Genomic DNA, 26,661 nt, shown 5'->3' on the forward strand with positions numbered 1-26,661 from the left:
GATTTATCACTTTTCCTTTAATTCACGATGAAAGGCAAGGATGTCCATTAAAGATGATTCAAGTGGGATATTAGGCTTCCATCCTAAATTCACTAGCTTAATAGGATCGATTGCCGCTTTATTTTCGATTAAATCATTTCGTTTTGAATTGACCTTGATATCACCTGTCGTTACCGACCTATAGCCTTCTATGATTTCTTCTAAAGAACGATTATTACCTGAAGCAACATCATACGTTTCTCCAGACTGCCCCTTTCTCAAAAGAAAATCATATGCTCTCACTGCATCTCTTACATCCAGAAAATCACGTTGGTCATTCGGATTATCGACTTCAAGGACCATTTCCATTCCCTTCCTTTCCATATCTGCAATTTTTTTCGCAAATATGGAACATACCCCATTTGAAAATCCAGGTCCAATTAGATTGGCTGGTTTTGCAATGATGATGTCCATGTCATATAAAACCGCCCATGATTGTGCTATAAGTACTTGAAGTGTTTTACTTAAACTATAAGGATGTGGAATGGAAGAGATCGAACCAGGATCAATTTGAAGAGCTGAGCCAACTATCACCATTTTACAGGTTGGACTTTCTTTGCGAATTGCATCAATTAAATATGCAGTGGACATGGTATTTGCCTCCAGAGTCGATACAGGTTCCGACCATGACTCCCCAACGTGGTTTTGTCCGGCTAAATGAAGAAGGTACTGAGGTTTGGTCCTTTTGATGAGGTTCTTTACATCGGTTTCATTTGTCAGGTCACAGCATTCTGCATGTATCCTACCTTCGAAATTCATCTTTTTTCTTGAAACCGCCGTAATATCAAATCCTGATTTCAGGAAGTGTGCGCATGCATGCCTGCCTGTAAACCCACTAGCCCCTGTGATCATTAATTTTCCTTGTTGATTCATTGATTTCTCATCCAATCATTATTGATGTTAATAACCGCTTTAATCGACTCAAGGTTATCCAAATATTCATTGATAAAAGGATTCCGGATTTACTGGTATTTTCCTGACACACTGGGTCAGCATGAACAATCGCTCGTAACACATCAAAACGTTATTGTTCTATAAATCACCATTAGCAGCTATTTACAAATCCATAGTAATCATAAACACAGTCTCTTATTACACTATGTTTAAACCCCTCTATTGCTATGGGCTGTTCTCACATCTACCGTCAAAAGGGCTTTCACTTAAGGATGAACAATATCTTAAATGCTGAACTTTTTTTGAGCTGAAAATTGTGGGAATATTCGTTTCCATATATAAGGATATTTTGGAAGTGGATTTTTCAGGAGGGTTGTACATAATGGGTCAATATGCTGCGACAGGAAAATGCCAAACATATTTTTAGATGAAAATATTCATATTATGAATAACTTGTCTATACAAAAACCTTCTCAAATTAATATGTTAGAGTATTCCAATAAAAGAGGTGTTATAATTTGGGAAAATTTTTAGATGCACAAACTTCACAGAATGCCAGTTATCGTGACTCCATCTCGATACCGGTCACCACTACACCTGCACTCTTCGGCTCATTGGGCCTAAACACTACTGGTGCAGGACCGAATATCAGGGTCGAATTCACTTTCACCGCAACTCTTAGCTCTCTAGCTGCCATATTAACTCCCGTCAACATTGAAATTTATAGAGGGACAGGCGTAGGACGCGTACTGGTTTATTCAGCACAACTAACATTACCCGTTGCAGGTTTAGGTGTTGCCTCCGAAACGATCATCACCCTAGCAGGAGCGGACTTCAATCCACCATCCCCTAATAACTTTTTAGTATATCAATCGTTCATAAGTATACCTGGCGGAATTGTCATCGCACCGACTCGTACTGGCCCAGAAAGCTTTTTCGCAGCTGCATTTTCCAACTAAATACTTCTAAGGGCAATGAAGAATATTAGATTTACCTTGTTTATAATGGTGGCGAGTGCTTCTTGATTGGACAAGTACTCGTTTTTTCATGAAATGAAATTCAAAAATATGGGAATCCCTTAAATAAGCTACATAAACCCATGTGATTCGTCTATAGCATCATTTTTTCCCCGAATAGTTATAAAGAGATAACTTAAAATGGCGTATCAAAAGCATGATAAGGGGAGATTACCGTGAAAATATTACTTGCCACTTTTTGGGTAACACCACATGTTGGCGGTGTATGGAACTATATGCAGCAATTAAAGGAAAAGCTTGAAACTCTTGGTCATGAGGTCGATTTCCTAAGCTATGGTGAAAACCATGAATATGTTCATATCATTAACGAAAATCGTAGAATAGATATGGATTCACTGCCTCAAGAAGTATTAATGGAACAACAAGATTCATCCCTCCATAGTGATCCAGTGATTGCTTATTATGCCTCAAAGTGTGATTTTTTTCAGTTTGCCGCTAATAATTTAGGATTGGAAAAATATGATGTCATTCATACACAAGATATATTTTCGACCGTCTGCATTAACCGGATACGAACCGAAAAAACTGCTCTGGTCGCTACCCTTCATGGTTGTGTCGCTCACGAGCTAAGGAGCGCGTACTACAGCTCCAATACGCAAAAGAAAAGCTATGCAAAACAAGGTTGTGATTATTTTAACCGACTCGAATATGAAGGTGCGACCTCGGCTGACTATACGATCGTAGCCAATGAATGGATGAGAAATATTTTAACGGATGAATTTCAAGTGCCGAAAGAGCAACTTAGCGTTTTTCACTATGGATATGATATCGAATCCTTCTTGAAGCGAATGAACGAAAAAACCGAGATCCAACGCCCAAATGATAAGAAAGTGATTATCTATACTGGTCGCCTGAATGAGTTTAAAGGAGTACATCATTTGATAAGCGCACTCAAGGAATTAAAAAAGACTAGAAGTGATTGGGTTTGCTGGATTGTTGGGGATGGTCCCAAAGAATTGGAGTTGAAAAACAAAAGCAAAGCGGAGGGATTGGAAAGTGATGTGATTTTTATGGGAAGGCGGGATGATGTTCCTTTTTTGTTATCTCTTTCGGATATCTTCGTTCTTCCAACATTGATGGAAAATCAGCCGTTGTCTGTAATTGAAGCACAAATCACCGGAAAAGCTGTCATTGCCAGTGATGTAGGAGGAGTACCAGAAATCATCGAACATGGAATTACAGGTGTATTATCACCTGCGGGGGATGAACAGATGTTAACCATGCATATCAATTATTTATTGGAGAATGAGTCCTATATGAAAACCCTTGGTTTAAATGCCCAAAAATGGGGGCTGGAACATTGGTCACCCGATAAAGCCGTCCAAAAGGTGCTAGGTGTATATGAAAACGCACTTTGCAAAAAGAGAAATAAATGATGTCTACAAGAAAGGTGCTAACCACTTATTGCGTCAGCACTTTTTTTCATTTTCCTTTCTTTTTTGGCAATGCTAGGTACCTGTTTAAGACATTTTTGAACGTATTACATACAATACTAAAAACATATAAGAGGAGTATGATGCATGAAGGCTATCGTGACAGGAGGGGCTGGGTTCATCGGTTCCCATCTCGTTGAAGAACTTATCTTAAATGGTGCCGAGGTACATGTATTGGATAACATGATATCCGGACACAAAGAATATGTACATCCAAATGCCATCATCCATACTGAAGATATATGCAGTGAGGCAGCTGTCCAAATCATCGCGAGGGAAAAGCCGGATGTCGTTTTCCATTTGGCAGCACAAGCTGATGTGAGCCGTTCCATACTTGAACCCCAATATGATGCTGATGTGAACATTAATGGAACAATTAATATTCTTCGGGCTTGTCATGAATCTTCTGTAAGTAAACTGATCTTTTCCTCCACCTCAGGAGTTTATGGCAATTTACAGAAAGAACTGATTTCCGAAGACGACCCGACAGGCCCCATTTCTTATTATGGATTATCAAAACTGACTGCCGAATCATATATCCGCCTGTTTCATCAGTTATATGGGCTCCCCTATACGATTCTTCGTTATGGAAACGTTTATGGGCCGAGACAAACAGCAAAAGGCGAAGGCGGAGTCGTCGCAGTCTTTTTGGAAAAACTCAAAAAAGGGATGCCTTTAAGCATTCACGGTGATGGTGAACAAACTCGTGATTTTATATATGTGAAAGATATAGTGCATGCTAACATCGCTTCGGTGAATCGTGGTAATCAAGAAACGATCCAGGTCAGCACTGCACAGAAAACATCAGTAAATCAACTATTGGAAATGCTAGCACAAATTCATGGTTCAAAAGTGAGTACACTCCATTCAGCCGCAAGAACAGGAGATATCAAACACAGCTGCCTCGATAACAGGAAAGCACGGCAATCGCTGAATTGGTATCCAAAGACTGATATTTTCAAAGGGTTATCCGAAACCTATTCCTTCTCGAGTAAGAAGTAGTTAAAATGATATCCCCCATGCTCCCCTTTAAGACCACTACCACATCTTGTATGGATCTCTACCTTTACACCTCATACCGCTGCTACATTCAAAATTAAAGACGCACTAAAAAGGGTTACGTTTTCAATCTATCATTTCTCCCGAAAACCCAAATTTTCGGGAGAATATCAGTGGTCATTTTTAGGATCGTTTATAAAAAGGGTGCCATCGAAAACGATGTTTTTTTAAAATCCTTCGTATAGTATTCATAAGTTGAACAATTTCTAAAGCATTACTCTATTTATCAACTAAAATGGTAGCGCTTTCATAAAAATTTCACCTTTACACTCAAAAACTCAACGACTTTCGCCACTTATATTCCCCTCGGGTTTATATAATATCAACTTTACATTTTTGTTTTAAAGAAAAAGACCCCTCGGATAGTTAACTTTTTCATCAAAGCGATGCGAAGTTTCCTACACGAAGAGATCTTTACATAACATGACCATTTTCAGCCTGAAATCTAGTTTTTTGGTCACGAATGGATTAAACCATTCAACCAATCGACTTGTTTTCTTCATTTTTCCTCATCCAATCTCTTAATTCCACCAGCATTTCTTCGTAAGTAGGCAGTTTGTATTGAAAATCATTTCTTGTATTTTTAATGGTTCGATCTAAATTAATAAATGAATCAGGAATGATTTCCACATCGGTTTTCTTGAAGATTTGCTGTATCAATGTCAATAAGGCCGCTTTTGAGATCTTTTCATCTGAGCCAAGATGATATAACCCAGTAATGTTCTTTTGGATCATCGTGTCCAGTGCCTTAGCCAGCTCGAGAGTCGTTACACCATTCCATAGCACTTTTTCGTATCCTTTTATTTCTCCCTTTTGCTTCATGAACCAAAGAAATAAACCAATTCCATTTTCTTTTAGCTCCGGGCCGATTATGGAGGTTCGTATAGTCAAATGTTTTTCACTAATGATTTCACCCAAATGTTTTGATTGGCCATAAATTGTGGAGCTGTCGGGTACATCATTCTCAGTATAATCACCTTTTGACCCTGAAAATACACAATCTGTACTGATATGAATCAATTTTCCATTATTGCGTTCAGTCAATTTAACAAGCTGATGGGGAAAAACACTATTAACCTGAAAAGCGAGTTTCGTATTATCACTAGCATGCTCATTTAAAATGCCGATACAATTAATCGTAATGTCAGGTTTAACTTTATCCATGATTTCCTCTAGACTCGTTACATCGGTTACATCCAGATATAGTCCCTTATTATCATTCGGATCCCTTGACGTATAGGTCACCTGATACTTCGGGTCCTGTGTGAAATACTCCTTTATTACATGGCCTGCCATCCCTTGTCCACCAAGGACTAATACCTTCATGTTAAATAAAGCCCCCGTTCTTTAACATTTCCTCGATCTGGGCTTTATCCATAAGTCCTGTGCCAGAGTTATAGTCTTCTAAACTAACCGGCTGGTATTTAGAATAATGTTCTTTTATCCCATCTATGTGAATGGCCGGCAATATGACATAATACTCATCGTCATAGGCAATCGCTGTTGTGCTTTCATATTCTGAAAGCAGGATCTCATGGAGTTTTTCACCAGGACGGATGCCCAGGACATCTACACCTACATTTGTTTTCCCGGATGTTTCTATCAACACTTCAGCTAAGTCAATAATTTTACAGGAAGGCATTTTCATCACGAATATTTCTCCGCCGACACTTTCAAAAGTAGCCTTGAATACCAATTTTATCGCTTCTTGAATGGTTAGAAAGAACCTTGTCATATTCAAGTCCGTTATCCCGATTTTCCCCTTTTCCTTGATTTGCTTTTTGAATACATGAATGACGCTTCCATTCGTACCCATGACATTTCCTCCGCGGATACATACGAATCTAGTTTTCGTGTTTAATGTATTAGCGTGTATGATCAGTCTTTCCGCCATTGCTTTTGATAGACCATAAAAATTGGATGGATTCGAAGCCTTGTCGGTAGATATATTCACAACAGAATGCACATTACAGCTTATAGCTGCCTCTATTACATTCTGTGTTCCGATTACATTCGTCTTTAATGCTTCAATGGGCTGATCTTCACAAACAGGAACATGCTTTAATGCAGCCAAGTGGAAAATATAATCAACACCTTGGCAAGCTTCCAATAAAGCTTCCTTCTCTTTTATGTCTCCGATAATAAAATGCAATTTCGGATTATTATCAAACTCTTGTTTCATTGTGAATTGATTGGATTCATTTCTTGAGAAAATTCGTATTTCACGCGGTTCAAAATCCAGTAGTTGCCTTACCAATTCATATCCCCATGAGCCTGTACCGCCCGTTACCAAAATTGTTCGATTCTTAATCAATTTCATGGCCTCCCAGTATTATTTTAAGCACTTTATCTGAAACGTTTTTATGGTCGTAGCCTTCTGGAAAGGTCCAGTCTTTTTGCTGGTTAACCATAATCTTCACACAATTGACGATTTGTTCAGCATTAATTCCCGATAACATATTGCTGCCTGACTCAATTGTTTCAGGCCTTTCCGTAGTTTTTCGTATCGTAACCGCAGGAACATGGAACAAGCAACATTCCTCTTGGACGGTTCCGCTATCGGTCAGCACACAAAAAGCGCTTTTTTCAAGCTTAACGAAGTCGAAGAAACCAAATGGCTCATGGAATTCAATTAGTGGATGTACATCTAAATTGGGACTGAGTTCAATGCGAGATTTTGTCCGGGGATGTAAGCTGCATATGATTCTTTTTTGATAGGTTTCGGCAACCAAATTAATGCCTTTCATAATTTCCGTCAAACGGTCTTCATAATCAACATTTTCGGCTCGATGGGCAGTTACGAGGAAATAATCCTCCTTTTTCAAATTCATTTTGTCCAAAATTCCACTTTGCTCGATCTCATTGTTGTAATGATTCAAAACTTCGTAAATAGGGTTTCCCGATAAATATATCCTTTTGCTGGGGATACCTTCTTTCAGAAGATTCTCTTTACTTTGAGGAGTGTAAGGTAAATTCAAGCTTGATACAGCATCAATGATCTTTCGATTTTTCTCCTCAGGCACTTCCAGGTCAAAGCAACGGTTTCCTGCTTCCATATGAATGACGGGTATTCCCAGTCTTTCTGCTAAGATGGAGCTGAGCCCGGAGTTCGTATCCCCCAACACTAATACTTTGTCTGGCTTTTCTTTTAATAGGATTGTCTCTAAATTCTTAAAGATCGCCGATAACTGTTCGCCGAGTGTTTTCTGTTGATTCAGCAAGACGTAATCGGGTTTCCTTACCTGTAACTGTTGGAAGAATATTTCGCTTAAGGATGTAGTGAAATTTTGTCCGGTGTGTACTAGAATATGTGAATCGGCATACTGATCCAATTTCTTTATAATGAGACTTAATCTGATGATTTCAGGTCGAGTCCCTAAGATGGTCATTACTTTCACGATTTGCACTCCTTACTCTTTTCTGGTATATGGCCTCTCCTTCTACCCTTTATTGTATGCACTGCCAATCCTATTGTTATAGGCTAACCTATTAGATTTCGGTCTATTTAAAACATATAACCGCGTTTATAGACAGCACTTCCAACTCGGGCCAAGACCCGTTTATAGACTTTTAAAAAAAAGACATGGAATGACTCCAAGTCTTTTTTGGTAGAACATCTGCCTTAGTACACTGAAGCATTATCATCCTTATTAGGTAAATGTTTCATCCATTTTTCAAAACCTTGTTTGTTACCCTATGGAATTATGGGAAATCATTCTGAATTGAATTCCACTCCAATCTATTAAAAATGCTATATGTCCTTATGGGGACATATAGCATTTTTATCATTTTTGGAATTGTAATTGATGCAGATTGGCAAAAATGCCCCCCTGCTCAAGTAAGTCATCGTGACCGCCCTCTTCAGCAATTCCTTCTTCCGTAACAACCACGATCTTGTCAGCATTTCGAATGGTTGCCAATCGGTGTGCGATAATTAACGTAGTTCTGTTTTCAGCTAGTTCTGTAAGAGCCTGCTGAATTATTCTTTCCGTCTCAGTATCGAGTGCAGAGGTTGCCTCATCGAGAATTAATATTGGCGGATTCTTCAAAAACATCCTCGCTATTGCAATTCGTTGTTTTTGTCCTCCAGATAATTTCAAGCCACGTTCACCTATTTGAGTTTCATAGCCTTCTGGAAGTCCTTCAATGAAAGTCTCCAAATGGGCTTTCCTTGCAGCATCTTGAATTTGTTCATCCGATGCTCCAAGCATTCCGTACGCAATGTTCTCTTTTACTGTTCCTGTGAAAAGAAACACGTCTTGCTGGACTATGCCAATTTGTGAGCGCAATGATTTTTTCGTCATCTCACGAATATCAATTCCATCAATGGATATTGAACCGGCCTTAACATCATAAAATCTTGGGATCAATGAACATATGGTCGTTTTCCCAGCTCCCGAAGGCCCGACAAAAGCAATGGTCTCACCAGCCTTAATTGTAAGATCAATACCTTTTAAAACTGGCTTTTTGTCTTCATAGTTAAAAGAAACGTCTTTAAAGGAAATATCGCCTAAAAGGGTGGTTACCTCTATTGCATCCTTTTTATCGACGACATCTGGCGCTACATCCAGAAGTTCCGTAAAACGCTTAAAGCCGGCCATCCCTTTTGGATAGAGTTCCATCAACGCACTGATTTTGTCGATCGGCTTAAACAATACGTTAACATATAAGACGAATGCAACCAGTTCACCATAAGAGAGCTGCCCATGAAATGTTAGCCAAGCACCAAGCACCAACACGGCAAGGGTCATAAACCTCGTCATCATGTATATGCCCGATAAGCTAAAGGACATAACCTTATATCCAAGAAGTTTCGCTTTACGGAATCGGCGATTATTAGTAGCAAATCTTTTCATTTCATATGTTTCATTAGTAAAGGATTGTACAACCCTCACTCCTGAGACGCTATCTTCCACACGGGCATTTACATCCGCAACTTCTGTATACATTTTCTTCCAGGCTTTATTCATCTTTAAATTACTTATGACAATTAATAAAACGAGGAACGGTAAAATACAAACCGATACGAGTGCCAGTTTCACATTGATTGTCAACATAATCCAAAATGCGCCTATAAAAGTCATGAAGGCAATGAATAAATCTTCGGGACCATGGTGAGCAAGTTCCCCAATATCGAAAAGGTCATTGGTTATGCGGCTCATGATATGGCCGGTTTTCGTGTTATCAAAAAAACGAAAAGATTGTTTCTGCACATGCTCAAATAATTCTTCACGCATATCAGTCTCGATATTGATACCCAATTTGTGCCCCCAATACCCTACGATGAACTGTAAGAAGGTACTAATGATATAAAGGAGGAACAAACCGGCACTTACCGAAACAATTGCAGACCAGTCGTCGCCAGGCAGCAGTGTATCTATGAACCACTGAACAGCTAGCGGAAATGCAAGTTCTAGTACAGCAACGACCACTGCACTGAAGAAGTCAATAATGAATAACCGCTTATGCGGCAGGTAATATGAAGCAAAACGTCGAATCATCAAATTTTTCTCCTTTTTTACATATATTAAGGAGTATAATTCCATATTCAATATTCAGCAAGCATTTGAGAACCCCCTTGTTCATATTATGGTAAAATCATCTATATAAAACAGGCCAACCCGGCTCATGCAATCTAGTAAATTAAGGAGTGAATCCAGTGTAAAAATTATAACCATTCTAAATATCCATGAACTTTATTTTCGCAAAAGGATGGTATATATGAAAAACTCATCTTTTCGATACCTTTGGATCGGTCAGTCGTTTGCAAATCTAGGTGATATATTTTATGTAGTCGGGTTGATTTCATTATTATATACTTTGACGGGATCTGCTTTTTATTTGAGCTTGCTTCCGTTCACTACAACGATTTTTCGGTTTATCAGCAGTTTACTCTCCCCCCTTATTATCGACAGGTTTCCTTTAAAAAGAATCCTTGTACAATCTCAATGGTGGAAGTTCATCTTACTCGTTGGCCTAGGAATCTATATAACAAATTTCAATCATGGTTTTGCTGTTGTCGTCATTTGCTTCATTGCCTCCATTTCATTATTGGATGGAGTCGCTGCCCCGGTCAGCGCAGCTTTGGTTCCTCAATTAGTTCCGAAAGAAGAACGGATGAAAGCAAATGGTTTCTTGAATATGATCACCCAGACCATCTTTGTAGCAGGATGGCCACTAGGTTCCGTCTTATTGATAAGTACCAACAGCAGTTTCATCATTTGGCTTACGGTCATGCTTTTTGCCGTTTCAACGATCTATACAATGAAAATAGAAGTCTCAGAACGAACGACCGACTCTGTTGTTCCGTCAAACTGGGGTTCGATTAAATCCGGATGGGTTTCGATTCGACAAATCCCAACTATCCGTACACTCATTTCCATTGATTTTATAACTACTTTGGCTTCAAGCGTGTGGATGGCTGCCGTTATATATGTATATGTTGAACAGAACCTGGAACTAGGTGAGGAGTGGTGGGGATATATTAACACAAGCTACTTTGTCGGCATGATATTCAGTGGATTGATCGTCATCCGTTTTGCCAAGTTACTAGAAAAATATATAGGGTTCTTCATCACTTTCGGGATATTTCTCAGTTCAATGCTAACCCTGCTTTTTGGAACTACCAGTATTCCTGCTTTGGCTTTACTGCTGGCATGCCTGTACGGTATCCCGGAACAAATCCGGGAAGTGATCTACACCAAGCTATTCCAAGACCATGCTTCGGAAAAGACTCTTGCAAAAATTCATGCAGTTTGGGGAGCAGTCATCAATCTTACATTTGCCGGCTCTGTCTTACTATTAGGCTATATAACGGAAACATACAGTGTAAAAACAACGTTCCAATTTTCTTCCACCCTGATATTCCTTGCCTTTCTTTATGCAATTTTTAAAAAGAAAGACTTACAGGGAAAAAAACATGAGCATTCGATACCAAATCAGTCATAATATTCCTGGATGATGCATTCCATTCGGTTAACCGTTAAAGTAAAGGAGCCTTGGTTTTCCCTGGCTCCTTTTTATTGGTTCATAGCCATTCGAACGATATTGGCTCCCTTTAATTCTTCTAGATGTGATTGGCTTGCCCTGATAAAAGTTGCACAACCAAACAAGGGAAAAATATAACACTTCTATTCACCGCCTGCACCCATTCATCTATTTAATAATCAAAATATTCTTTTCTATAAACGCCCAATTCTGAGGGAATTCCAAACCAATCTGCCAATAAGTTGCACCTATCAGTTCATAGGCATCAATCATTTCATATTTCGCGCTTATCGATCGAATATCTTCAAACCAAACCACATGATTCGAATTTTCTCTTTGATAAGCATAGTTAGGTGATGCCGCAGACGTGTCAAAAGTTATTTCAGCGCCAGTTGCAATAGCAAGATTTTGGGCATTTTGAGCTGATAAGGCTTTCGTCTCGTGGCTTGGTACTACCCAATCGTATCCATACATAGGAAATGCCGACTGCAATTTATATTCAGGAATATTCGTCAAAGCATAACGAAGAACCTCGCCCATCCACCAAAGTGGGGAAATTGGTTCAGGCGGGCCAGTAGGATACCCATAGTCAATGGTCATTACGGCAACAAGATCGGCTACCTCTCCGATCCCCCGATAATCATGGCCGCCTACAATTCGATTATCAGGATTATCCGCTGTTTTTGCGTGTACGTTCACATGAAGGATCAGTTCGTTCAATCCCTCCTTTAATTCTTTTAAAAAAAGCACATAATCGGAACGCCGAGCAGGTGGTATGAATTCGATGTCCATACTGACACCCCCATACCCTTTCTCCCTAACGAATTTCAGCATACTATTGATTAAATTCGCTCTGTATACTGTATTAGCAAGGACATCACCCGCCAAATCAGCATCAAAATCACCATCTTGAAAGTTCCGGATCATCAATAGGGGTGTCACCCCGGTTTGCTCGCATTTCGCGATAAGCGGGAGATCATCACCATCAACGTATGCATTTCCTTCCCTTGTAAACGAATAAGCTACAATGGCTAAATAGGATAATTTATCACCATTCTCCTCAAGTGTTTCAAATACTATTCCACCTGAAGTCGGAAAGGCAAAACCCAGTGTAATCAATTGATTTTTGTAAGGGGACGGAATCAAAATTACCGTGCCGACTTTAAGCGAGTTTGCAGCGATTCCTGGATTGGCTTCCATGATTGCCGCTGCACTCGTTCCAAAACGACTGCCGATTCTAGTAAGGGTATCCTGACTTTTAATTAGATACCTTCGACCCACCGCTTTTTCCTCAGGTATATACAATGCCAGGCCAGGAACCAAAGCTGTTGATTCCAAACCGTTGACTTCAATTATCCTCGATGGTTCAATTTTATTTTTTCTGGCAATTTCCCAAAGGCTGTCACCTTTTTTCACAATAATGATCGTCATTCATAACCCTCCAAACTCCCTCCAAAAAAGTTTATGTTATTCAGGTAATTGGATAGAACGAATTATCATATTTCCTTGAAGATATCCTGCTTTTTTATATAATAAAGGATCACTTAAAAAAGAGGCTGTCCAAACGGACAACCCCACGCTATTTTCGTTTCACACGCTTCCATTCATTAAAGAAAATTCTTAATATCGTAGAACTTCCCATTCTCCAAATCTTCCGATTCAAGAAGCTGCAAAAGTTTATCTGCCACAAATTCGGGGCTTCTTAACATGCCCTTCTCTTTATATTCATGAAATTTGTCTCGATCGGAAAAGTCCCGTTCGTCTGCTGACCGGATTGTCCCTTGCATCGCCGTATCCATTACTCCAGGTGAAAAAGATATGAGGGACGTAGGGAAAGACGCTTTATCCTGCTCCACCCCTGCAACCCGTGTAAACATTTCTAGCCCCGCCTTAGTACTGCAATAGGCTGCCCAGCCATGATAAGGATTTTTTGCTGCACCTGATGATATGTTCACCATTACCTTCTTTCTGTTCCAGTCCTTTGTCTGTTTAATGAATTCATCAGCCAATACGATGGGTGCCATGAAATTCACCCGCATGCTTGTTTCCAAATTTACCATACCAAGCTCTCCTACCGTCTTTATCGGTTCAATAATGCCTGCATTATTAATGAAGTAAATGTCACTTGTATCATCGATAGCAGCAAGAATCTCATTGACTAAGGAAGGTAACTTTTCAGTTTCATTCAAGTCCATCGAAATAAATGTAAGTTTCTTCCCTGATAGGTCAGCCAGCCGCTGCATTTCAGGATTGGCTGTACGGGAAACTAAAATGCAATGATCACTCGTCTGCAAACATCCTTTGGCGATGGCAGCACCTAAACCTTTTGAAGCTCCTGTGATTATAAACGTTTTCATGACTTTTCCCCCTTTTATGGATATAAACTATTGTACCAAAATAGAGTTCGGAAGGGGCTTATCCCGAACCATGACATTAAGGCAAGACTTGTGATTCTTAATGTTTTTTCTGGTTTTATGAATGGATTGAAGAAATTACATTCCTCCTAAACAATGGCTAGCCGAGACGCCACAGGCCCTTGCTTTGATGATGCATAGCTGACAGTCGGCTGAAAGGGAGCGGATTTCTGAACAACTGGAACATTTCATAAAAAAAAAAACTGCAGGCAAACTCGCTTTTCTTCGAATTTGTCTACAGTCTGAGCAGACCATGTAGTAATGGTCCGTTTAGTTTAAAAATTATAATATCGGTGATACTAGCCTTGCAATGGACTCTTTAAAACGAATCCACTTGGAACGCTTTTCAAACTCTTCAATTGTAAGCTGCCTGCAAACTTCGACATCCTTATAAAAAATCCTTGTCAGTGTTTCTGCCATTCCTTCATCATAAATGAAGGCATTGACTTCAAAGTTCAATTTAAAACTACGGACATCAATGTTAGCTGTCCCCACCGAGGAGACCTCTTCGTCCACCACGATCATCTTCGCATGAATAAAGCCGTTATCATAGATGTATATCTTAGCTCCCGCTCTTAATAACTGCCCTGCATTGAAAGTTGTTGCCCAATAAACGAAAAGGTGATCAGGTTTATTCGGAATCATGATTTTCACATCTAATCCTGATAAGCTGGCAATCCTGAGTGCATCCAATAAACTTGCATCCGGTATGAAGTAGGGTGTTTGAATGAGAATCGATTTTTTTGCTGAAGAAATTAATTTAATATAGCCATTTTTAATTTGTTCCCATTCAGAATCCGGCCCACTTGTCACTATTTGCAAATCTATATTTCCTTGAGGCTTTACAATAGGGAAATAATGAGGTTGATACGTTATATCATGGTGCTTTGATGCCTGATTCCAATCCAAGATGAAACGGGTTTGAATGGCTTTGACAGCCGACCCCTTTATTCGAAGGTGTGTATCACGCCAAAAACCAAATTTCGGATTAAGCCCTAAATACTCATCTCCAACATTAAAGCCTCCAACATACCCAATTTTCCCATCTATGATGACGAGCTTTCGATGGTTACGGAAATTCAGGCGTAAATTTATAAATTTTAATTTGGATGGAAAGAATGCCTCCACTCGTCCTCCAGCCTGCCTAAATTCCTTGAAGAAACGTTTAGTCATCCCTCTGGAACCCAGCTCGTCATAAAGCAGCCGAACTTTGACGCCTTCATTCGCTTTTTTAGTCAATGCTTCAATGAATCGTTTACCCAAGCCGTCCCTTTGAATGATGTAATATTGTATATGTATATGGTTTTCGGCCGCTTCAATATCTTTAAAAAGCTGGTCAAACTTATTTTTCCCTTCCGTAAAAATATCGACTTGATTATCTTCAGTAAGCACGGCATCATTATTCCGGAGATGCATATAAATCAAATCACGATAATTACTTGAAGAAGCATTTCGAAATGGGAAATGATCCGTTGAAAGCTCTTCCATCTGTTTATCAAGGATCTCTTCAATCCCGATCTTCTTCTTGTCCTCCCATTGGAATAAGTGGGCGTGCCTTAAACTTGTTCCAAAAAGGAGATATAAAATAAAACCGACTACAGGCAGAAAATATAACACCAATAACCAAGCCCAGGTCGTGCTCGCTTCTCTTCTTTCAAAAAATATGACAATCGTGGCAAATAAAATATTTAGAATGATGACGAGGCCGAGCAAAACCGATGTAACATGCGTAAATTCCATAGCATACCCTCACTCAATTTTTATCCCTTTAAGGATACCATGCAAATTCTTTATATCAAAGGATTTGCTTATCAGAAATGAAAACAGAGAATTCACAAAAATGGACCTCTTCTTGTAGAGGCCCATTTTAAAAAATACATCCACCCCGGACACTTAAATTTCTCAGATTGGTCAGGTTGTCTTATCATCATCGTCCTAAAAATTACACTACCGGCTTTTCACTAATAAATTCACTGCTTCTTTAACTAGCTCTTCGGGATTCTTTTCTCCGGATTCATTAGCCTCCCGGACGCATTCTACAAGATTGGAACTTACTATTACCCCAATTGTCCTATCGATTGCCGATCTAGTGGCAGATAACTGCGTTACTACATCTCTGCAATCTTTGTTTTCCTCCATCATCTTCAATATCCCACGAAGCTGTCCTTCAATTCGCTTCACTCTATTTTTAACCTGCTTATCATACTCCATGTGATGCCTCCTGCCCCGCCTATTACTTATGAATCGTATCCAGATATCCATTATAAAAACCATTCAATTGATCAAAGGCTTTATAAAGAATATTACAATTTATAATACATACCACTAAGGTATAATTGTCAAGTGCCAATATCCAAAAATGACAGCTGCAATATGTAATTTCTATTTTTGTACAAGGAGACTTTGTGCAACTGCCTCAGAAAACTCGATCGTCATTTGGGGAACGTAGGTTTTTAACAAAGCATTGACGATGGGGGCTTTGGCCCCTTTTGCCGTAATCGCAAGGCAGCCTGTCATTTTAGTCTGTCCAATTTCGCACTGTTCCGCTAAAAAATAACCGTGTCCCTCAAATTTTTCATTTAATCCCTTAAGATTAAATGTTACCTTGTCAGGTTCAATCCATTCCAATATATTCACTTCAAGTTTAATTTTCTTCTTCATTAATCCCAAATCGCTTTTAAACTCCCAAATAAGTGTCTCCTCACTTATCATCTCATGATTGATATATCCTGGGACAAGAGGTGCCCAACGGTCTATGCTACTTACAAATCCCCATACTGTTTTTATTGAAACAGGTAAAATGATACTATGCACACCTTCTGACAAAGCAAATCCCCCTTAATCATTCTACTTACATCTTTTTAATGTATGGCTGAACAATATTGAATAGAACGGTAAGTTTAGATTCTTAAACAAAATTCTCCCGGTGGTAGCAAAGAATCGCCCCTCTGCAATAAAGGGACGATCCTTTTTTTACTTATTAATCTGACGCAAATTCAACCGTATACATATTCAAGCTTGGATCTGGGTTAATCCAGGCGCTTTCAAACACGAAGACCACTTTATAATTTGCGAAATCGGTATAAGTAACATAGTACATCCCTTCTTGCTCCACTTCACTTACAGGTTCACCAATCAATTCCTTCAGCATGGATAAATGGATGGTTTGCAATTTCGGATCAAAGTCATCAATGGCTGTAATCGTCTTTCTACCTGTTGAACCGTCATAGAGGAATCGAACATTACGGCTCCAATAATTGGCTGCAACGGTACTTAAATCTTCCGGTGCCCCCCAGGCTTTTTCCACTTTCTTCAACGAATCACCTACAGAAAATGGTCCACTGCTAATGGATTGTTGGGATTCGTAGGCTAAACCCATGATCTGCCTAATCAAAAGGTCTGGCGTGGATTGCGATGAAATTGAATCTGATGAAGCAAATGCAGCCTGCCCACTAAACATGAGAAATGCGAGCATTAGAAATGTAACGCTTCGGATAAAACGATTCACTTGTTTCAAAGTTACCCTCCTTTTTCACCTGGAAATGACTGATTACATTATATACGTATGTCATTTCATTTGGTTTTACATTTACGATTAATATTCAACGGAACTTTGGACACATACCCTTCGTTCAAAAAAAGTCTTTAAATGAAATATTAAAACCGATTAAGCCATTTCAAGTGAGCCACATTTTTTAAAATAAATTCTCCTGATTTAAAACTTCCCCATCCCCCATAGGTATTCTAAGGGAGATGGTTTTTTTATGAATAGTTAAACACCTAAAAGATTTAGATAGACGATCAAAAAAATAACCGAATATTCAGTTTTCAATACTCGCAAGCAGAGTTGACAAACTGATTAGGTAACATTTCATATGTATGTAATAAATGACTATGCCTTAAAACCAACGGTCCTAAAGGCATAGTCATTACATCAAAAATAAGATAGATTAATGCATTCTACTAATATACTGGTTATTGCCGATCAAAAAGAGAAGCTCCCGCTATGCCGGGCTTTGTCATCTCATAAGGATTTAGAATCAGATCCAATTCTTCCTCTGTCAGTACATCATATTGTAAACAAAGTTCGCGAACTGATTTGCCTTTTAATATCGCTTCCCGCGCAATACGTGAAACCACTTCGTATCCAAGGTGCGGATTGACTGCTGTAATCACTCCAACACTTTGTTCGACATAATCTTTTAAATGTTGCTCATTTGCTTCGATGCCTTCTAAACAATAATCTGTAAAGACATTGAAAGCATTGTTCATAATGCTGATTGACTGCAATAAGTTGAATACAAGCACTGGCTCCATTACATTCAACTCGAGTTGTCCTGCTTCTGATGCTAAGCAAATCGTATTATCGTTCCCGATCACTTGGAAAGCGACTTGGTTAATCAATTCTGGCATTACTGGATTTACTTTTCCTGGCATGATGGATGAACCTGGTTGACGAGCTGGAAGTGTGATTTCCCCTAATCCCGCTCTTGGTCCTGAAGCCATCAAACGTAAATCATTAGCAATTTTAGACATATTCATCATACATACTTTCAATGAAGCTGACACTTCAGTATAAGCATCCGTATTTTGAGTTGCATCTACTAAATGTTCTGCTCCTACAAGCGGCAAGTTACTGATCTCAGCTAAATATGTAACAACATTTTCAATGTAACGCGGATCTGCGTTCAATCCCGTTCCCACTGCTGTTGCTCCCATATTCACTTCATATAAATGTTGACGTGATTGACTGATTCGTTTTATATCGCGATCCAACACACGACTGTAAGCCTCAAATTCTTGACCAAGGCGAATTGGCACTGCGTCCTGAAGATGTGTGCGTCCCATTTTGATAACATGATCAAATTGTTTTGCTTTATTCTTTAAGACCGTACTCATCTTGGTCATTGTTTGCAACAATTGCTCTAAAAGTCGTAGTGTTGATAAATGAATGGCAGTAGGGAATACGTCATTGGTTGATTGCGACATGTTAACATGGCTATTTGGACTAACATGTGCATAATCACCTTTATTGTGTCCCATAAGTTCTAACGCACGGTTGGCAACGATTTCATTAATGTTCATATTCATCGATGTCCCTGCGCCGCCTTGAATTGGGTCAACGATGAAATATTCATGCCACTTTCCATCAATCACTTCTTCAGAAGCTTTGACGATAGCGCTTCCAATACCATCATATAACCTTTTGGTATCCATATTTGCTAAAGCGGCTGCTTTTTTAATCATCGCTAGTGCACGAATCATTTCTTCATTGACTTTGTAACCGGTAATCGGAAAATTCTCTACAGCGCGTAGAGTTTGTATTCCATAATAAACATCTGCCGGAATTTCCTTTTCCCCAAGAAAGTCTTTCTCGATTCGGTATGTTCTCTCTTCTATCAACATTTCCTCTTGCCCCTTTGTTTGTTCTAGAATGTGATGTCCTCTGCAATCGGTGTTTCCATCATTTCCTTCACTTTTTTAGGATCCCGTGTCTTGGCTAAAATCCACATCAACTTCGGAATGATGGCTTCTGTATTCATATTTCTGGAACGAATGATGACATTCTTGTTCACTTTTCGTCCAACTTCGTAAATATCCATATCTTCCCCTTCTTCTAAACATTGGGTAGTAATGACTACGGATATTCCGCATTGTACTAACTCATTCAATTTTTCTAAAATATTTCTTCCTTGAAAGGGAATACCACCGCTTCCATAACTTTCAATTACGATTCCCCGACATTGATTTTTCAGGAAATCAAAGAATTCAGGCTTAATACCGGGATGCAGCTTAACCAAAGCAACATCAGTACATAGGGAAGCATCTAACTTAGCTTCCTTATTCTTTGGTGAATGAACTGGCTTTAGATACTCAATTTTATCTTTGAATATGGTAGCAATATAAGGATAGTTAATACTTTCAAATGAATCATAGCTTTTCGTTCTCAATTTAATGGCTCTCGTGCCCTGGATGACTCTACCATCAAAAACAACATATACTCCTCCAATATCTTCACAAGCAAACCGAATTGCATCAGAGATATTTCTTTTGGCATCTGTCTTTTTAAAGGCAATTGGGATCTGAGAACCTGTAATGACGATTGGTTTCCCTAAATCTTGTAACATATATGAGAGCGCAGCTGAAGTGTAAGCCATTGTATCTGTTCCATGGGTAATCACAAAGCCATCGTAATCATGGTAGTGCTCATGGATGGATTGTGCCATTTCTGTCCAATCTTCCGGCTGCATATTTGTACTATCAATATTCATCAAAGGCTTACTATCAATCTTGCATAGTAAATCCAATCCCGGTAGGTGACCTAAAATGTCGTCAGCTTTCATCTCTGGAACAAGTCCATTTTTTCCTTCTAACGATGCAATTGTACCACCTGTAGTAATCAACATCAACTTCTTGATTTTTGACTTCAACTTCTCCAATATACTACCCCCTATATAGCCTCCCTGTTTCACAATCATTCTTATCATTTCAGAAAAGGATGTTTCGCTGCAAATGTACATGTTACGCGTACACCACATGTTATTATAGTCATGTTTCATAGTGAAATCAAGCTAAAATTATTCATTACGCGTACACTTATTTCAATTTGATGTTATAATGGATTTATATAAAAGGAGAGTAATAAGAATGATTTTAAATAGATTGACATCATTAAGGAAGGTCAAAAGATGGTCTTTACAATATACCGCTGACAGACTTGGAATCGCCAAGAGTACCTATGCAGGTTATGAATCGGGCCACCGCCGCCCTTCATTAGAAACGATTAATTTATTGGCAGGCCTATATGATACATCCACTGATTACATTCTAGGTCGGGTAGATCATCCAGCTAAAGATATTACCACAGAGTCACCTCAAGTCATGGAATTAACGGATTTACCAAATATGGAGCTAGCCGTTGATGGAATCTCTCTTTCTGAAGAGGAGACGATTCAATTTATCGCTTTTATTAGAGCAAAACGAGAAGTGGAAATAAATCGCGATAAACAAAATGAAACATAGCAGAAATTGGGCTTAAGACTTGTATATGGGGAACGAACCGTACTTCATCAGGTACTTATAATATTCACGATGTACCTGGCATGATTTATATCTAAAACTGTAAAAAATTCCAGGGTTTTAACCAGTTAGGGTAGCCGGTTCCGATTAATTAAGTTCGCCCTTTTTAGACGTTACCCTTAATTATTTCTGGATGACAATGCAGGTTATACTTCCTTCTTAGTGACTTAAGACTAATACTAATGATGCGTGATGCGCCAAGCTGAGAAATTTAAGTTTTATTATTTATATAGAAGAAAGTCGGCTTATTATTTAGCTTACTTCCTTTTCCAACAAGGTATGATAGATATCTGTTCCCCTCCTGATTTATTAGTAATGAAAGAAAAAACCATAGCAAAAGCTCATGGTTTTCCCCCCGTATATACATGAAATATTTAAGGCATCTCGTCTTCTTTTTCCCGATTTTTAAAAGCTTCATGTGTGACAATATCCTCGATTTGTTCATACTGCCGGCTGTGTTCCTTCTCTTCGCTAATTCTATTATTAGGTAAATTTCCCGGATGGCCTTTTTCTTTGTGATTAAAATTTTTACCACGGCTCATACTCATTTCTCTCCTTTCTATTCATTGTTTGTTTAGTTTTCCCAAGCACACAAATATTATGATTTAATTTCTCCTATTCCTGTTTTTGAAGCGGTTTCTTTTTCAGCCTAAGAGATATGATAACTCGAAAATAATGAATTCAAAAAGAACAGGAACCGCCCGATTATGACGCTTCCTGTTCCTTTAGTTAGGGTCTATATCATACATACTTTAAAACAGTACAAGGGCTAGGAGGATACCACCACGGAAGGTCGCCACTTTCTTGAAATGTCTTCAATATGATGTGGTGCCGTTCTGCAGCATCCTCCAATTAAACGCGCCCCTGCATGTTGCCATTCTTCAGATTTCAGGTCGAGCCTGTTACATGATTCTTGCCCATGCCATGTTTTAGTTTCCGGATTATATGTTTCACCTGAATTCGGATAAACAATGATTGGTTTATCCGTGTTTGCACGCAGCACCTGGATGGCTTCCGTGATACTTGAAACTGGCGCACAGTTGATGCCAATTGCTGCAATTTGCTCACTGTCCCCAAACAATCTTGTACACTCCTCGAGTGAAGTACCATCACTTATCGCTTTTTCATTTTTCAATGAAAAGGATAGCCAAGCATACACTTCTGGATAATCCTTCAATAATGAATATAATACTTTTGCTTCTTGCAGGGAAGGAATCGTTTCAAATGCTAAAAGGTCAGCTCCAGCTTCAATCAACGCTGATATTCGTGAGCTATGGAATGCAATTAAAGTTTCATCCGAAACACCATAGTTTCCTACATACTCTGAACCATCTGCAAGATAAGCCCCATAAGGCCCAACAGATGCAGCAACCAATGGCTTAGGCCTAAGCGTTTGATTTTCTTCCTTCCAAAAATCATCTCTTGCTTTTCTTGCGAGTAAAACCGTTTTCCTGATTAGCTCCAAAGCCTCTTTTTCTTGTATTCCGCGGAGGGCGAAACCTTCAACAGTGGCTTGGTAGCTAGCCGTAATCGCACAATCCGCTCCAGCACGAAAATAGTCAGAATGCACTTGATAAATCACTTCTGGATTTTCAAGTAATACACGTGCAGACCAGAGCGGGTCGTCCAAATCACATCCATGCCTCTCTAGCTCTGTAGCTAAAGCTCCGTCTAAAATCATGACTGAATGATCTCGTAAAATAGCGTCAATTGGGTTAGTTTTAATGTTCATGATCTACTCCTCTTTTCTTTATGGTTTTGTGTCAGATAATAACTTCCATAGCAAAACAAAATAAATGGAATGCCACAATATAGTGCAATTCGTTGTGTAGGATCAAATGCAATTCCTATGCAAGAAGCTAGGCATAGCATAAAAGAAACGATTGGTACGAGTGGATATAATGGCGTTCGATAAGCTAAGTCATTAACTGAATTTCCTTCGTTTATATATCGTCTGCGAAATAGAAATTGCGACATGCTAATACTCATCCAAACTACAACAACGGCTAGTCCAGAAATGGATACAAGCACTATGTAAACAGTATCCGGTGCAATAATACTCGAAAACAGGGCTAAGCAGCCGCCCAACATACTGAAAAGGACTGCATTTATCGGAACTCCCCGTTTTGTCAATTTTGCAAATATTGGTGATATAGTTTCCTTATCTGCAAGTGACCAAAGCATTCTGGATGCCGCATACAGTCCTGAGTTTGCAGCAGACAAAATGGCAGTTAATATAACAAAGTTCATAATATCCGCTGCATATGGCACACCAATCCGTTCAAGAACTGCCACAAAGGGGCTTTCTAATACGCTTGCATCCGAAATAGGCAATAATGCGGATAATACAACGATGGTTCCTACAAAAAAGATAATCAATCTCCATAATGTCATACGGATTGCCTTTGGTATCGTTTTTTCTGGATTCACAGTTTCTCCAGCTGCAATTCCAATTAATTCAGTTCCAGAGAATGCGAAATTCACCGCAAGCATCGTCATTATAATGGCAAAAGCACCATTCGGAAATAAACCTTCACTTGTAAAATTGGAGAATAACGGAGCGGATTGTGAATGAATTATTGGAATGAAACCTAGCATTGCCGCTGCTCCCAAAATAATGAAAATCACAATGGCAAATACCTTTATAGACGCAAACCAGAATTCGGATTCAGCGAAAAATTTAACGGTCCACGCATTTAATGCCAAAACCAATATGGCAAATAGTGCACTCCATATCCAGACATTGATTGATGGAAACCATCTCTGCATCAACAATCCTGCAGCCGTGAATTCCGAACCAAGTGCAACTGTCCAAGTTAGCCAATACAACCAGGCTACTGTATACCCTGTCCCAGGACCTATGTATTTAGCTGAGTAGCTATGAAACGCACCTGTCTCGGGCATATGTACTGCCAGTTCCCCTAGACATAGCATGACTAGATAAACCACTAATGCCCCAATCAGATACGAAAGGATGGTGCCAAACGGGCCTGCCTGTTGAATCGTATAACCCGAACTTAAGAATAAACCTGTTCCAATCACCCCGCCAAGCGATAGCATTATTATATGCCGTGCCTGCATTTTCCTTTGAAAATCATGCTTCCTTTTGTTCTCCATTCTTACTCTCCTTTATCTTGCATCCAGAAAAAACGAAAACGCACTCTAAAAAAGAGTGCGTTACTGACAAATAAACACGTACGGTCTTATCTATCAAGGTTTCACCCCCTGGAATTAGCACAGTGTCATTGCAGACCTGTTGCTGAGGTTTCATAGGGCCAGTCCCTCCACCTCTCTGGATAAGAAATTATTTTTTTATAACTTTATCAATCTATGAAAAAATTGTCAAGTTTTGTTTCGGTTTGTAAAGACTTCCTTTAAAATCCAAACGATCAACGCACCTTTGGCATAGATATGAACTTGTTTTTGGAACAGTCGCTTACATTATAGAATTGTAAATAATGCTAACCGGGAATAATTTTTAAAAAATGACGACACCTTAAAAGATGACGCCATTTTTCTTATATTCCTTAAGGTCTTTCAATTTCAAATAATTCTCCTAGTTTTGTATAAGTATGACCCGCTAATCTTGCTACTGGTTTTAGCCCCTTCTGGTCAATTCGGCCATTATGGTAAATCTCCTGCTCTATATGATAGCAGACTATTTTCCCTATCAATAAATCACAACCAGGTTTATTCTTGGAACCTGCCAAAGGTATCGCATGCTCCAATGTGCATTCAAAGCGTACCTTCGCTTCTTGCAATCCTGGTACCGACACCTTATCACTAACAGCCTGAGTGAAATTGGTAAGACCCAATTCACTTTCGTCAGACGGGAGTTCCTTGGCCGTTCGATTTGCATCAGCAACATTGTCTTCATCAGTGATATGAACAACGAATTCACCTGTTTGAATTGCATTTCGGGCCGTGTCCTTCAAAACTCCTTCTTTCCGTTGAACAGAAATGGAAATCATCGGAGGATTGGAACTGACTATGTTAAAAAAACTGAACGGCGCTATATTGATTGTACCGGTTTCGGATTGTGTCGTGACCAGGGCTATTGGTCTCGGTATGATGCTTCCAGTCAAAAACTTATAATTTTCCCGTTCTGTAAGACTTTCAGGATTTACTGAAATCATCTTCATCCCTCTCATTCTTATAAAAAGTTCTTTTGAAACCATGAACTTGCTGCATCAACCTCTGAACGTGTTAACTGATGACCGTAATTTTCCCAGTGAACGTCCACCGCAGCACCCGCTTGCAGTAAAATCCGATTAAGTTCATCAGTTTCTGCTGCGGGGCATATCGGATCGTTTTTACCTGCAGCAATGAATACAGGTATATCCGATAGGGACGGCAAAGCAATCCCGCGTCTAGGCACCATTGGATGATGAAGAATCGCTCCTTTTAATGCCCCTTCGAAATGGAACATCAAACTTGCTGCTATGTTTGCACCATTAGAATAACCTAATGCCACCACTCTGTCACGATCGAAGTCATATTGTCCGGACGCTGATTCCAAGAAGTCATAAAGCTCCTTCGTACGGAAAATCAAATCTTCTTCATCAAAAACTCCTTCAGCCAGCCGGCGGAAATAACGGGGCATTCCGTTTTCAAGTACATTTCCCCGTACGCTGAGTACGGATGATCCCGGTGAAACCATCTCCGATAATGGCAAAAGATCCGTTTCCGTTCCTCCAGTGCCATGTAAAAGCAAAAGCAACGGTGCATCTGGATTACTTCCTTTTTGAAAAATATGCTTCATCATTTATCCTCCTCTAGTACCCTCGGCACTGCCGGCAGTAACGTTTTCTCCATAATTTCCCTTTTTTCCTCAAACCATGGCGGCAGCATTAATTTACTACCCATCGTTTCCTTCGTTTCATCATGAGCAAAGCCAGGTGGATCTGTGGCAACTTCAAAGAGTATGCCTCCATCTTCCCTGAAATAAATGGCATCGAAGTATTGGCGGTCTTTAAAGGGTGTCACGCCATAGCCATGGTTTGCGATATGTTCCCTCCATTCTTTATGATCTTCATTATCGCTTGCACGCCATGCAAGATGATGAACAGTTCCCACTCCGATTTTCCCATTTGGCAAAACCGTTTTTTTAACATCTATCAAATTTCCGATGTCCGATGTGGATTTGAAGCGAATGAAATCGCCCTCTTCCCCCATCTTTTGCAAACCCATCACTTCCTCTAAAAGTTCCATCGTTTTGATCGGTTTAGACGTCAATAATACAGCACCGCCGAATCCCTTGATTGCCTTATCAGCTGGTACACCGCCGAATGACCACTCGCTATTTTTACCTTCTTTACGCTCAACCAGTTCAAGTTGCAATCCATGTGGGTCCTGAAATCCCAGATAATCCTCGCCGAAGCGTGAGATCTTTTCAAAGTCAATATTAAATTTACCCAAGCGCGTTTCCCAGAAGCCCAATGAACCTTCCGGAATGGCATATGTTGTTATCCCCACTTGTCCGGAGCCAATTGTCCCTCGGTATGCCCCAGGCCAAGGAAAGAAAGTGATGATAGTGCCCGGTGAACCTGATTCATCTCCGAAATATAAATGATAGGTGCCTGGATCATCAAAATTAACGGTTTTCTTCACCATACGCATTCCCAGCACTCCAGCATAAAAATCCACATTCTCTTGAGGATTGCCTACAATTGCGGTTATATGATGTATTCCTGCATTTTGCTTTTGCATGCCGATTCC

General features: G+C 39.5%; 24 protein-coding genes and 1 riboswitch. Of the genes, 5 read left to right on the forward strand and 19 right to left on the reverse strand.

All coding sequences use genetic code 11. The annotated features are described in order from the left end of the window. Positions 1 to 6: 6 nt before the first annotated feature. The gene (locus ACWF5P_RS18350; RefSeq protein ID WP_434167073.1) at positions 7 to 912 is read right to left on the reverse strand and encodes an NAD-dependent epimerase/dehydratase family protein; all 906 of its coding nucleotides are present in this window, start codon (positions 910 to 912) and stop codon (positions 7 to 9) included. Between the two features lie 539 nt (positions 913 to 1,451). On the opposite strand from ACWF5P_RS18350, the gene ACWF5P_RS18355 reads away from it, so the two are divergent. From ACWF5P_RS18355 to ACWF5P_RS18365, 3 genes are all read left to right on the forward strand, one after another. After that, entirely contained in the window at positions 1,452 to 1,892 is a 441-nt protein-coding gene (locus tag ACWF5P_RS18355) for a hypothetical protein (RefSeq protein ID WP_101225078.1), read from the forward strand. 233 nt (positions 1,893 to 2,125) lie between these two features. Further along, on the forward strand, positions 2,126 to 3,346 hold the full coding sequence (locus ACWF5P_RS18360; protein ID WP_434167074.1) for a glycosyltransferase: 1,221 nt from the start codon (positions 2,126 to 2,128) through the stop codon (positions 3,344 to 3,346). A 144-nt stretch (positions 3,347 to 3,490) separates the two neighbouring features. Then, entirely contained in the window at positions 3,491 to 4,405 is a 915-nt protein-coding gene (locus ACWF5P_RS18365; RefSeq protein ID WP_101225080.1) for an NAD-dependent epimerase/dehydratase family protein, read from the forward strand. Positions 4,406 to 4,939: 534 nt separating this feature from the next. Here the strand turns inward: ACWF5P_RS18365 and ACWF5P_RS18370 are convergent. The 4 genes from ACWF5P_RS18370 to ACWF5P_RS18385 form a co-directional block, all read right to left on the reverse strand. Then, positions 4,940 to 5,788 carry a dTDP-4-dehydrorhamnose reductase family protein gene (locus tag ACWF5P_RS18370; protein ID WP_434167075.1) on the reverse strand — a complete coding sequence of 283 codons (849 nt, stop codon included), beginning with the start codon at positions 5,786 to 5,788 and terminating at the stop codon, positions 4,940 to 4,942. A 1-nt stretch (position 5,789) separates the two neighbouring features. Continuing rightward, the gene (locus ACWF5P_RS18375) at positions 5,790 to 6,776 is read right to left on the reverse strand and encodes a polysaccharide biosynthesis protein (RefSeq protein WP_434167076.1); all 987 of its coding nucleotides are present in this window, start codon (positions 6,774 to 6,776) and stop codon (positions 5,790 to 5,792) included. Next, positions 6,769 to 7,860 carry a non-hydrolyzing UDP-N-acetylglucosamine 2-epimerase gene (gene wecB, locus ACWF5P_RS18380; RefSeq protein WP_434167077.1) on the reverse strand — a complete coding sequence of 364 codons (1,092 nt, stop codon included), beginning with the start codon at positions 7,858 to 7,860 and terminating at the stop codon, positions 6,769 to 6,771. Before wecB ends, ACWF5P_RS18375 begins: the two co-directional genes overlap by 8 nt. Positions 7,861 to 8,247: 387 nt before the next feature. After that, positions 8,248 to 9,963, reverse strand: coding sequence for an ABC transporter ATP-binding protein (locus ACWF5P_RS18385; protein ID WP_101225321.1), 1,716 nt, complete (start codon positions 9,961 to 9,963; stop codon positions 8,248 to 8,250). Positions 9,964 to 10,183: 220 nt separating this feature from the next. Here ACWF5P_RS18385 and ACWF5P_RS18390 point away from each other — a divergent pair, with 220 nt between their 5' ends. Continuing rightward, positions 10,184 to 11,410, forward strand: coding sequence for an MFS transporter (locus tag ACWF5P_RS18390; protein ID WP_434167078.1), 1,227 nt, complete (start codon positions 10,184 to 10,186; stop codon positions 11,408 to 11,410). A 207-nt stretch (positions 11,411 to 11,617) separates the two neighbouring features. Here the strand turns inward: ACWF5P_RS18390 and ACWF5P_RS18395 are convergent, their stop codons facing one another. The 8 genes from ACWF5P_RS18395 to ACWF5P_RS18430 all read right to left on the reverse strand — a co-directional run bounded on the left by ACWF5P_RS18395 (position 11,618) and on the right by ACWF5P_RS18430 (position 20,282). Further along, positions 11,618 to 12,880: a LysM peptidoglycan-binding domain-containing protein gene (locus tag ACWF5P_RS18395; protein ID WP_434167079.1), complete on the reverse strand. Its 1,263-nt coding sequence runs from the start codon at positions 12,878 to 12,880 to the stop codon at positions 11,618 to 11,620. Between the two features lie 176 nt (positions 12,881 to 13,056). Next, positions 13,057 to 13,806 carry a (S)-benzoin forming benzil reductase gene (locus tag ACWF5P_RS18400; RefSeq protein WP_434167080.1) on the reverse strand — a complete coding sequence of 250 codons (750 nt, stop codon included), beginning with the start codon at positions 13,804 to 13,806 and terminating at the stop codon, positions 13,057 to 13,059. 339 nt (positions 13,807 to 14,145) lie between these two features. Continuing rightward, a complete protein-coding gene (cls, locus tag ACWF5P_RS18405; protein ID WP_101225088.1) occupies positions 14,146 to 15,603 on the reverse strand; it encodes a cardiolipin synthase in 1,458 nt (485 codons plus the stop codon). A 207-nt stretch (positions 15,604 to 15,810) separates the two neighbouring features. Beyond that, the gene (locus tag ACWF5P_RS18410; protein WP_054395644.1) at positions 15,811 to 16,074 is read right to left on the reverse strand and encodes a metal-sensitive transcriptional regulator; all 264 of its coding nucleotides are present in this window, start codon (positions 16,072 to 16,074) and stop codon (positions 15,811 to 15,813) included. Positions 16,075 to 16,245: 171 nt separating this feature from the next. Beyond that, the gene (locus ACWF5P_RS18415; RefSeq protein WP_434167082.1) at positions 16,246 to 16,689 is read right to left on the reverse strand and encodes an SRPBCC domain-containing protein; all 444 of its coding nucleotides are present in this window, start codon (positions 16,687 to 16,689) and stop codon (positions 16,246 to 16,248) included. Positions 16,690 to 16,843: 154 nt separating this feature from the next. Next, positions 16,844 to 17,371: a DUF4309 domain-containing protein gene (locus ACWF5P_RS18420; RefSeq protein ID WP_434169678.1), complete on the reverse strand. Its 528-nt coding sequence runs from the start codon at positions 17,369 to 17,371 to the stop codon at positions 16,844 to 16,846. Positions 17,372 to 17,838: 467 nt separating this feature from the next. Then, entirely contained in the window at positions 17,839 to 19,269 is a 1,431-nt protein-coding gene (aspA, locus tag ACWF5P_RS18425) for an aspartate ammonia-lyase (RefSeq protein WP_101225091.1), read from the reverse strand. A 23-nt stretch (positions 19,270 to 19,292) separates the two neighbouring features. Then, a complete protein-coding gene (locus tag ACWF5P_RS18430) occupies positions 19,293 to 20,282 on the reverse strand; it encodes an asparaginase (RefSeq protein WP_402940056.1) in 990 nt (329 codons plus the stop codon). Positions 20,283 to 20,511: 229 nt separating this feature from the next. Between ACWF5P_RS18430 and ACWF5P_RS18435 the strand changes: the two genes are divergently transcribed. After that, a complete protein-coding gene (locus ACWF5P_RS18435; RefSeq protein ID WP_230175820.1) occupies positions 20,512 to 20,886 on the forward strand; it encodes a helix-turn-helix domain-containing protein in 375 nt (124 codons plus the stop codon). Between the two features lie 431 nt (positions 20,887 to 21,317). Here the strand turns inward: ACWF5P_RS18435 and ACWF5P_RS18440 are convergent, their stop codons facing one another. The 6 genes from ACWF5P_RS18440 to ACWF5P_RS18465 form a co-directional block, all read right to left on the reverse strand. Continuing rightward, complete coding sequence (locus ACWF5P_RS18440) at positions 21,318 to 21,485, reverse strand: hypothetical protein (protein ID WP_162878727.1); 168 nt, start codon at positions 21,483 to 21,485, stop codon at positions 21,318 to 21,320. A 227-nt stretch (positions 21,486 to 21,712) separates the two neighbouring features. Beyond that, positions 21,713 to 22,675 carry a homocysteine S-methyltransferase gene (gene mmuM, locus ACWF5P_RS18445; RefSeq protein ID WP_434167083.1) on the reverse strand — a complete coding sequence of 321 codons (963 nt, stop codon included), beginning with the start codon at positions 22,673 to 22,675 and terminating at the stop codon, positions 21,713 to 21,715. Next, entirely contained in the window at positions 22,672 to 24,060 is a 1,389-nt protein-coding gene (gene mmuP, locus ACWF5P_RS18450) for an S-methylmethionine permease (RefSeq protein WP_434167084.1), read from the reverse strand. The genes mmuM and mmuP overlap by 4 nt, the downstream gene beginning before the upstream one ends. A gap of 83 nt (positions 24,061 to 24,143) precedes the next feature. After that, a riboswitch (SAM riboswitch) is annotated at positions 24,144 to 24,246 on the reverse strand. Between the two features lie 224 nt (positions 24,247 to 24,470). Then, positions 24,471 to 25,079 (reverse strand): flavin reductase, encoded by a 609-nt coding sequence (locus ACWF5P_RS18455; protein WP_434167085.1) that lies wholly within the window; start codon positions 25,077 to 25,079, stop codon positions 24,471 to 24,473. Positions 25,080 to 25,096: 17 nt separating this feature from the next. Continuing rightward, positions 25,097 to 25,705, reverse strand: a complete 609-nt coding sequence (locus tag ACWF5P_RS18460; RefSeq protein ID WP_230176001.1) for an alpha/beta hydrolase — start codon at positions 25,703 to 25,705, stop codon at positions 25,097 to 25,099. After that, on the reverse strand, positions 25,705 to 26,652 hold the full coding sequence (locus ACWF5P_RS18465) for a ring-cleaving dioxygenase (RefSeq protein WP_452445140.1): 948 nt from the start codon (positions 26,650 to 26,652) through the stop codon (positions 25,705 to 25,707). The genes ACWF5P_RS18460 and ACWF5P_RS18465 overlap by 1 nt, the downstream gene beginning before the upstream one ends. Positions 26,653 to 26,661: the final 9 nt, after the last annotated feature.

It is taken from the genome of Peribacillus sp. NPDC055009 (assembly GCF_053608705.1).

What these genes read in the sequence shown, in the direction of transcription:
- ACWF5P_RS18350 (WP_434167073.1), bottom strand. Translation starts at nt 912, where the DNA reads ATGAATCAACAAGGAAAATTAATGATCACAGGGGCTAGTGGGTTTACA.
- ACWF5P_RS18365 (WP_101225080.1), top strand. Translation starts at nt 3,491, where the DNA reads ATGAAGGCTATCGTGACAGGAGGGGCTGGGTTCATCGGTTCCCATCTC.
- ACWF5P_RS18370 (WP_434167075.1), bottom strand. Translation starts at nt 5,788, where the DNA reads ATGAAGGTATTAGTCCTTGGTGGACAAGGGATGGCAGGCCATGTAATA.
- ACWF5P_RS18385 (WP_101225321.1), bottom strand. Translation starts at nt 9,963, where the DNA reads ATGATTCGACGTTTTGCTTCATATTACCTGCCGCATAAGCGGTTATTC.
- ACWF5P_RS18390 (WP_434167078.1), top strand. Translation starts at nt 10,184, where the DNA reads ATGAAAAACTCATCTTTTCGATACCTTTGGATCGGTCAGTCGTTTGCA.
- ACWF5P_RS18395 (WP_434167079.1), bottom strand. Translation starts at nt 12,880, where the DNA reads ATGACGATCATTATTGTGAAAAAAGGTGACAGCCTTTGGGAAATTGCC.
- ACWF5P_RS18400 (WP_434167080.1), bottom strand. Translation starts at nt 13,806, where the DNA reads ATGAAAACGTTTATAATCACAGGAGCTTCAAAAGGTTTAGGTGCTGCC.
- cls (WP_101225088.1), bottom strand. Translation starts at nt 15,603, where the DNA reads ATGGAATTTACGCATGTTACATCGGTTTTGCTCGGCCTCGTCATCATT.
- ACWF5P_RS18410 (WP_054395644.1), bottom strand. Translation starts at nt 16,074, where the DNA reads ATGGAGTATGATAAGCAGGTTAAAAATAGAGTGAAGCGAATTGAAGGA.
- aspA (WP_101225091.1), bottom strand. Translation starts at nt 19,269, where the DNA reads ATGTTGATAGAAGAGAGAACATACCGAATCGAGAAAGACTTTCTTGGG.
- ACWF5P_RS18435 (WP_230175820.1), top strand. Translation starts at nt 20,512, where the DNA reads ATGATTTTAAATAGATTGACATCATTAAGGAAGGTCAAAAGATGGTCT.
- ACWF5P_RS18440 (WP_162878727.1), bottom strand. Translation starts at nt 21,485, where the DNA reads ATGAGCCGTGGTAAAAATTTTAATCACAAAGAAAAAGGCCATCCGGGA.
- mmuM (WP_434167083.1), bottom strand. Translation starts at nt 22,675, where the DNA reads ATGAACATTAAAACTAACCCAATTGACGCTATTTTACGAGATCATTCA.
- mmuP (WP_434167084.1), bottom strand. Translation starts at nt 24,060, where the DNA reads ATGGAGAACAAAAGGAAGCATGATTTTCAAAGGAAAATGCAGGCACGG.
- ACWF5P_RS18455 (WP_434167085.1), bottom strand. Translation starts at nt 25,079, where the DNA reads ATGATTTCAGTAAATCCTGAAAGTCTTACAGAACGGGAAAATTATAAG.
- ACWF5P_RS18460 (WP_230176001.1), bottom strand. Translation starts at nt 25,705, where the DNA reads ATGAAGCATATTTTTCAAAAAGGAAGTAATCCAGATGCACCGTTGCTT.
- ACWF5P_RS18465 (WP_452445140.1), bottom strand. Translation starts at nt 26,652, where the DNA reads ATGCAAAAGCAAAATGCAGGAATACATCATATAACCGCAATTGTAGGC.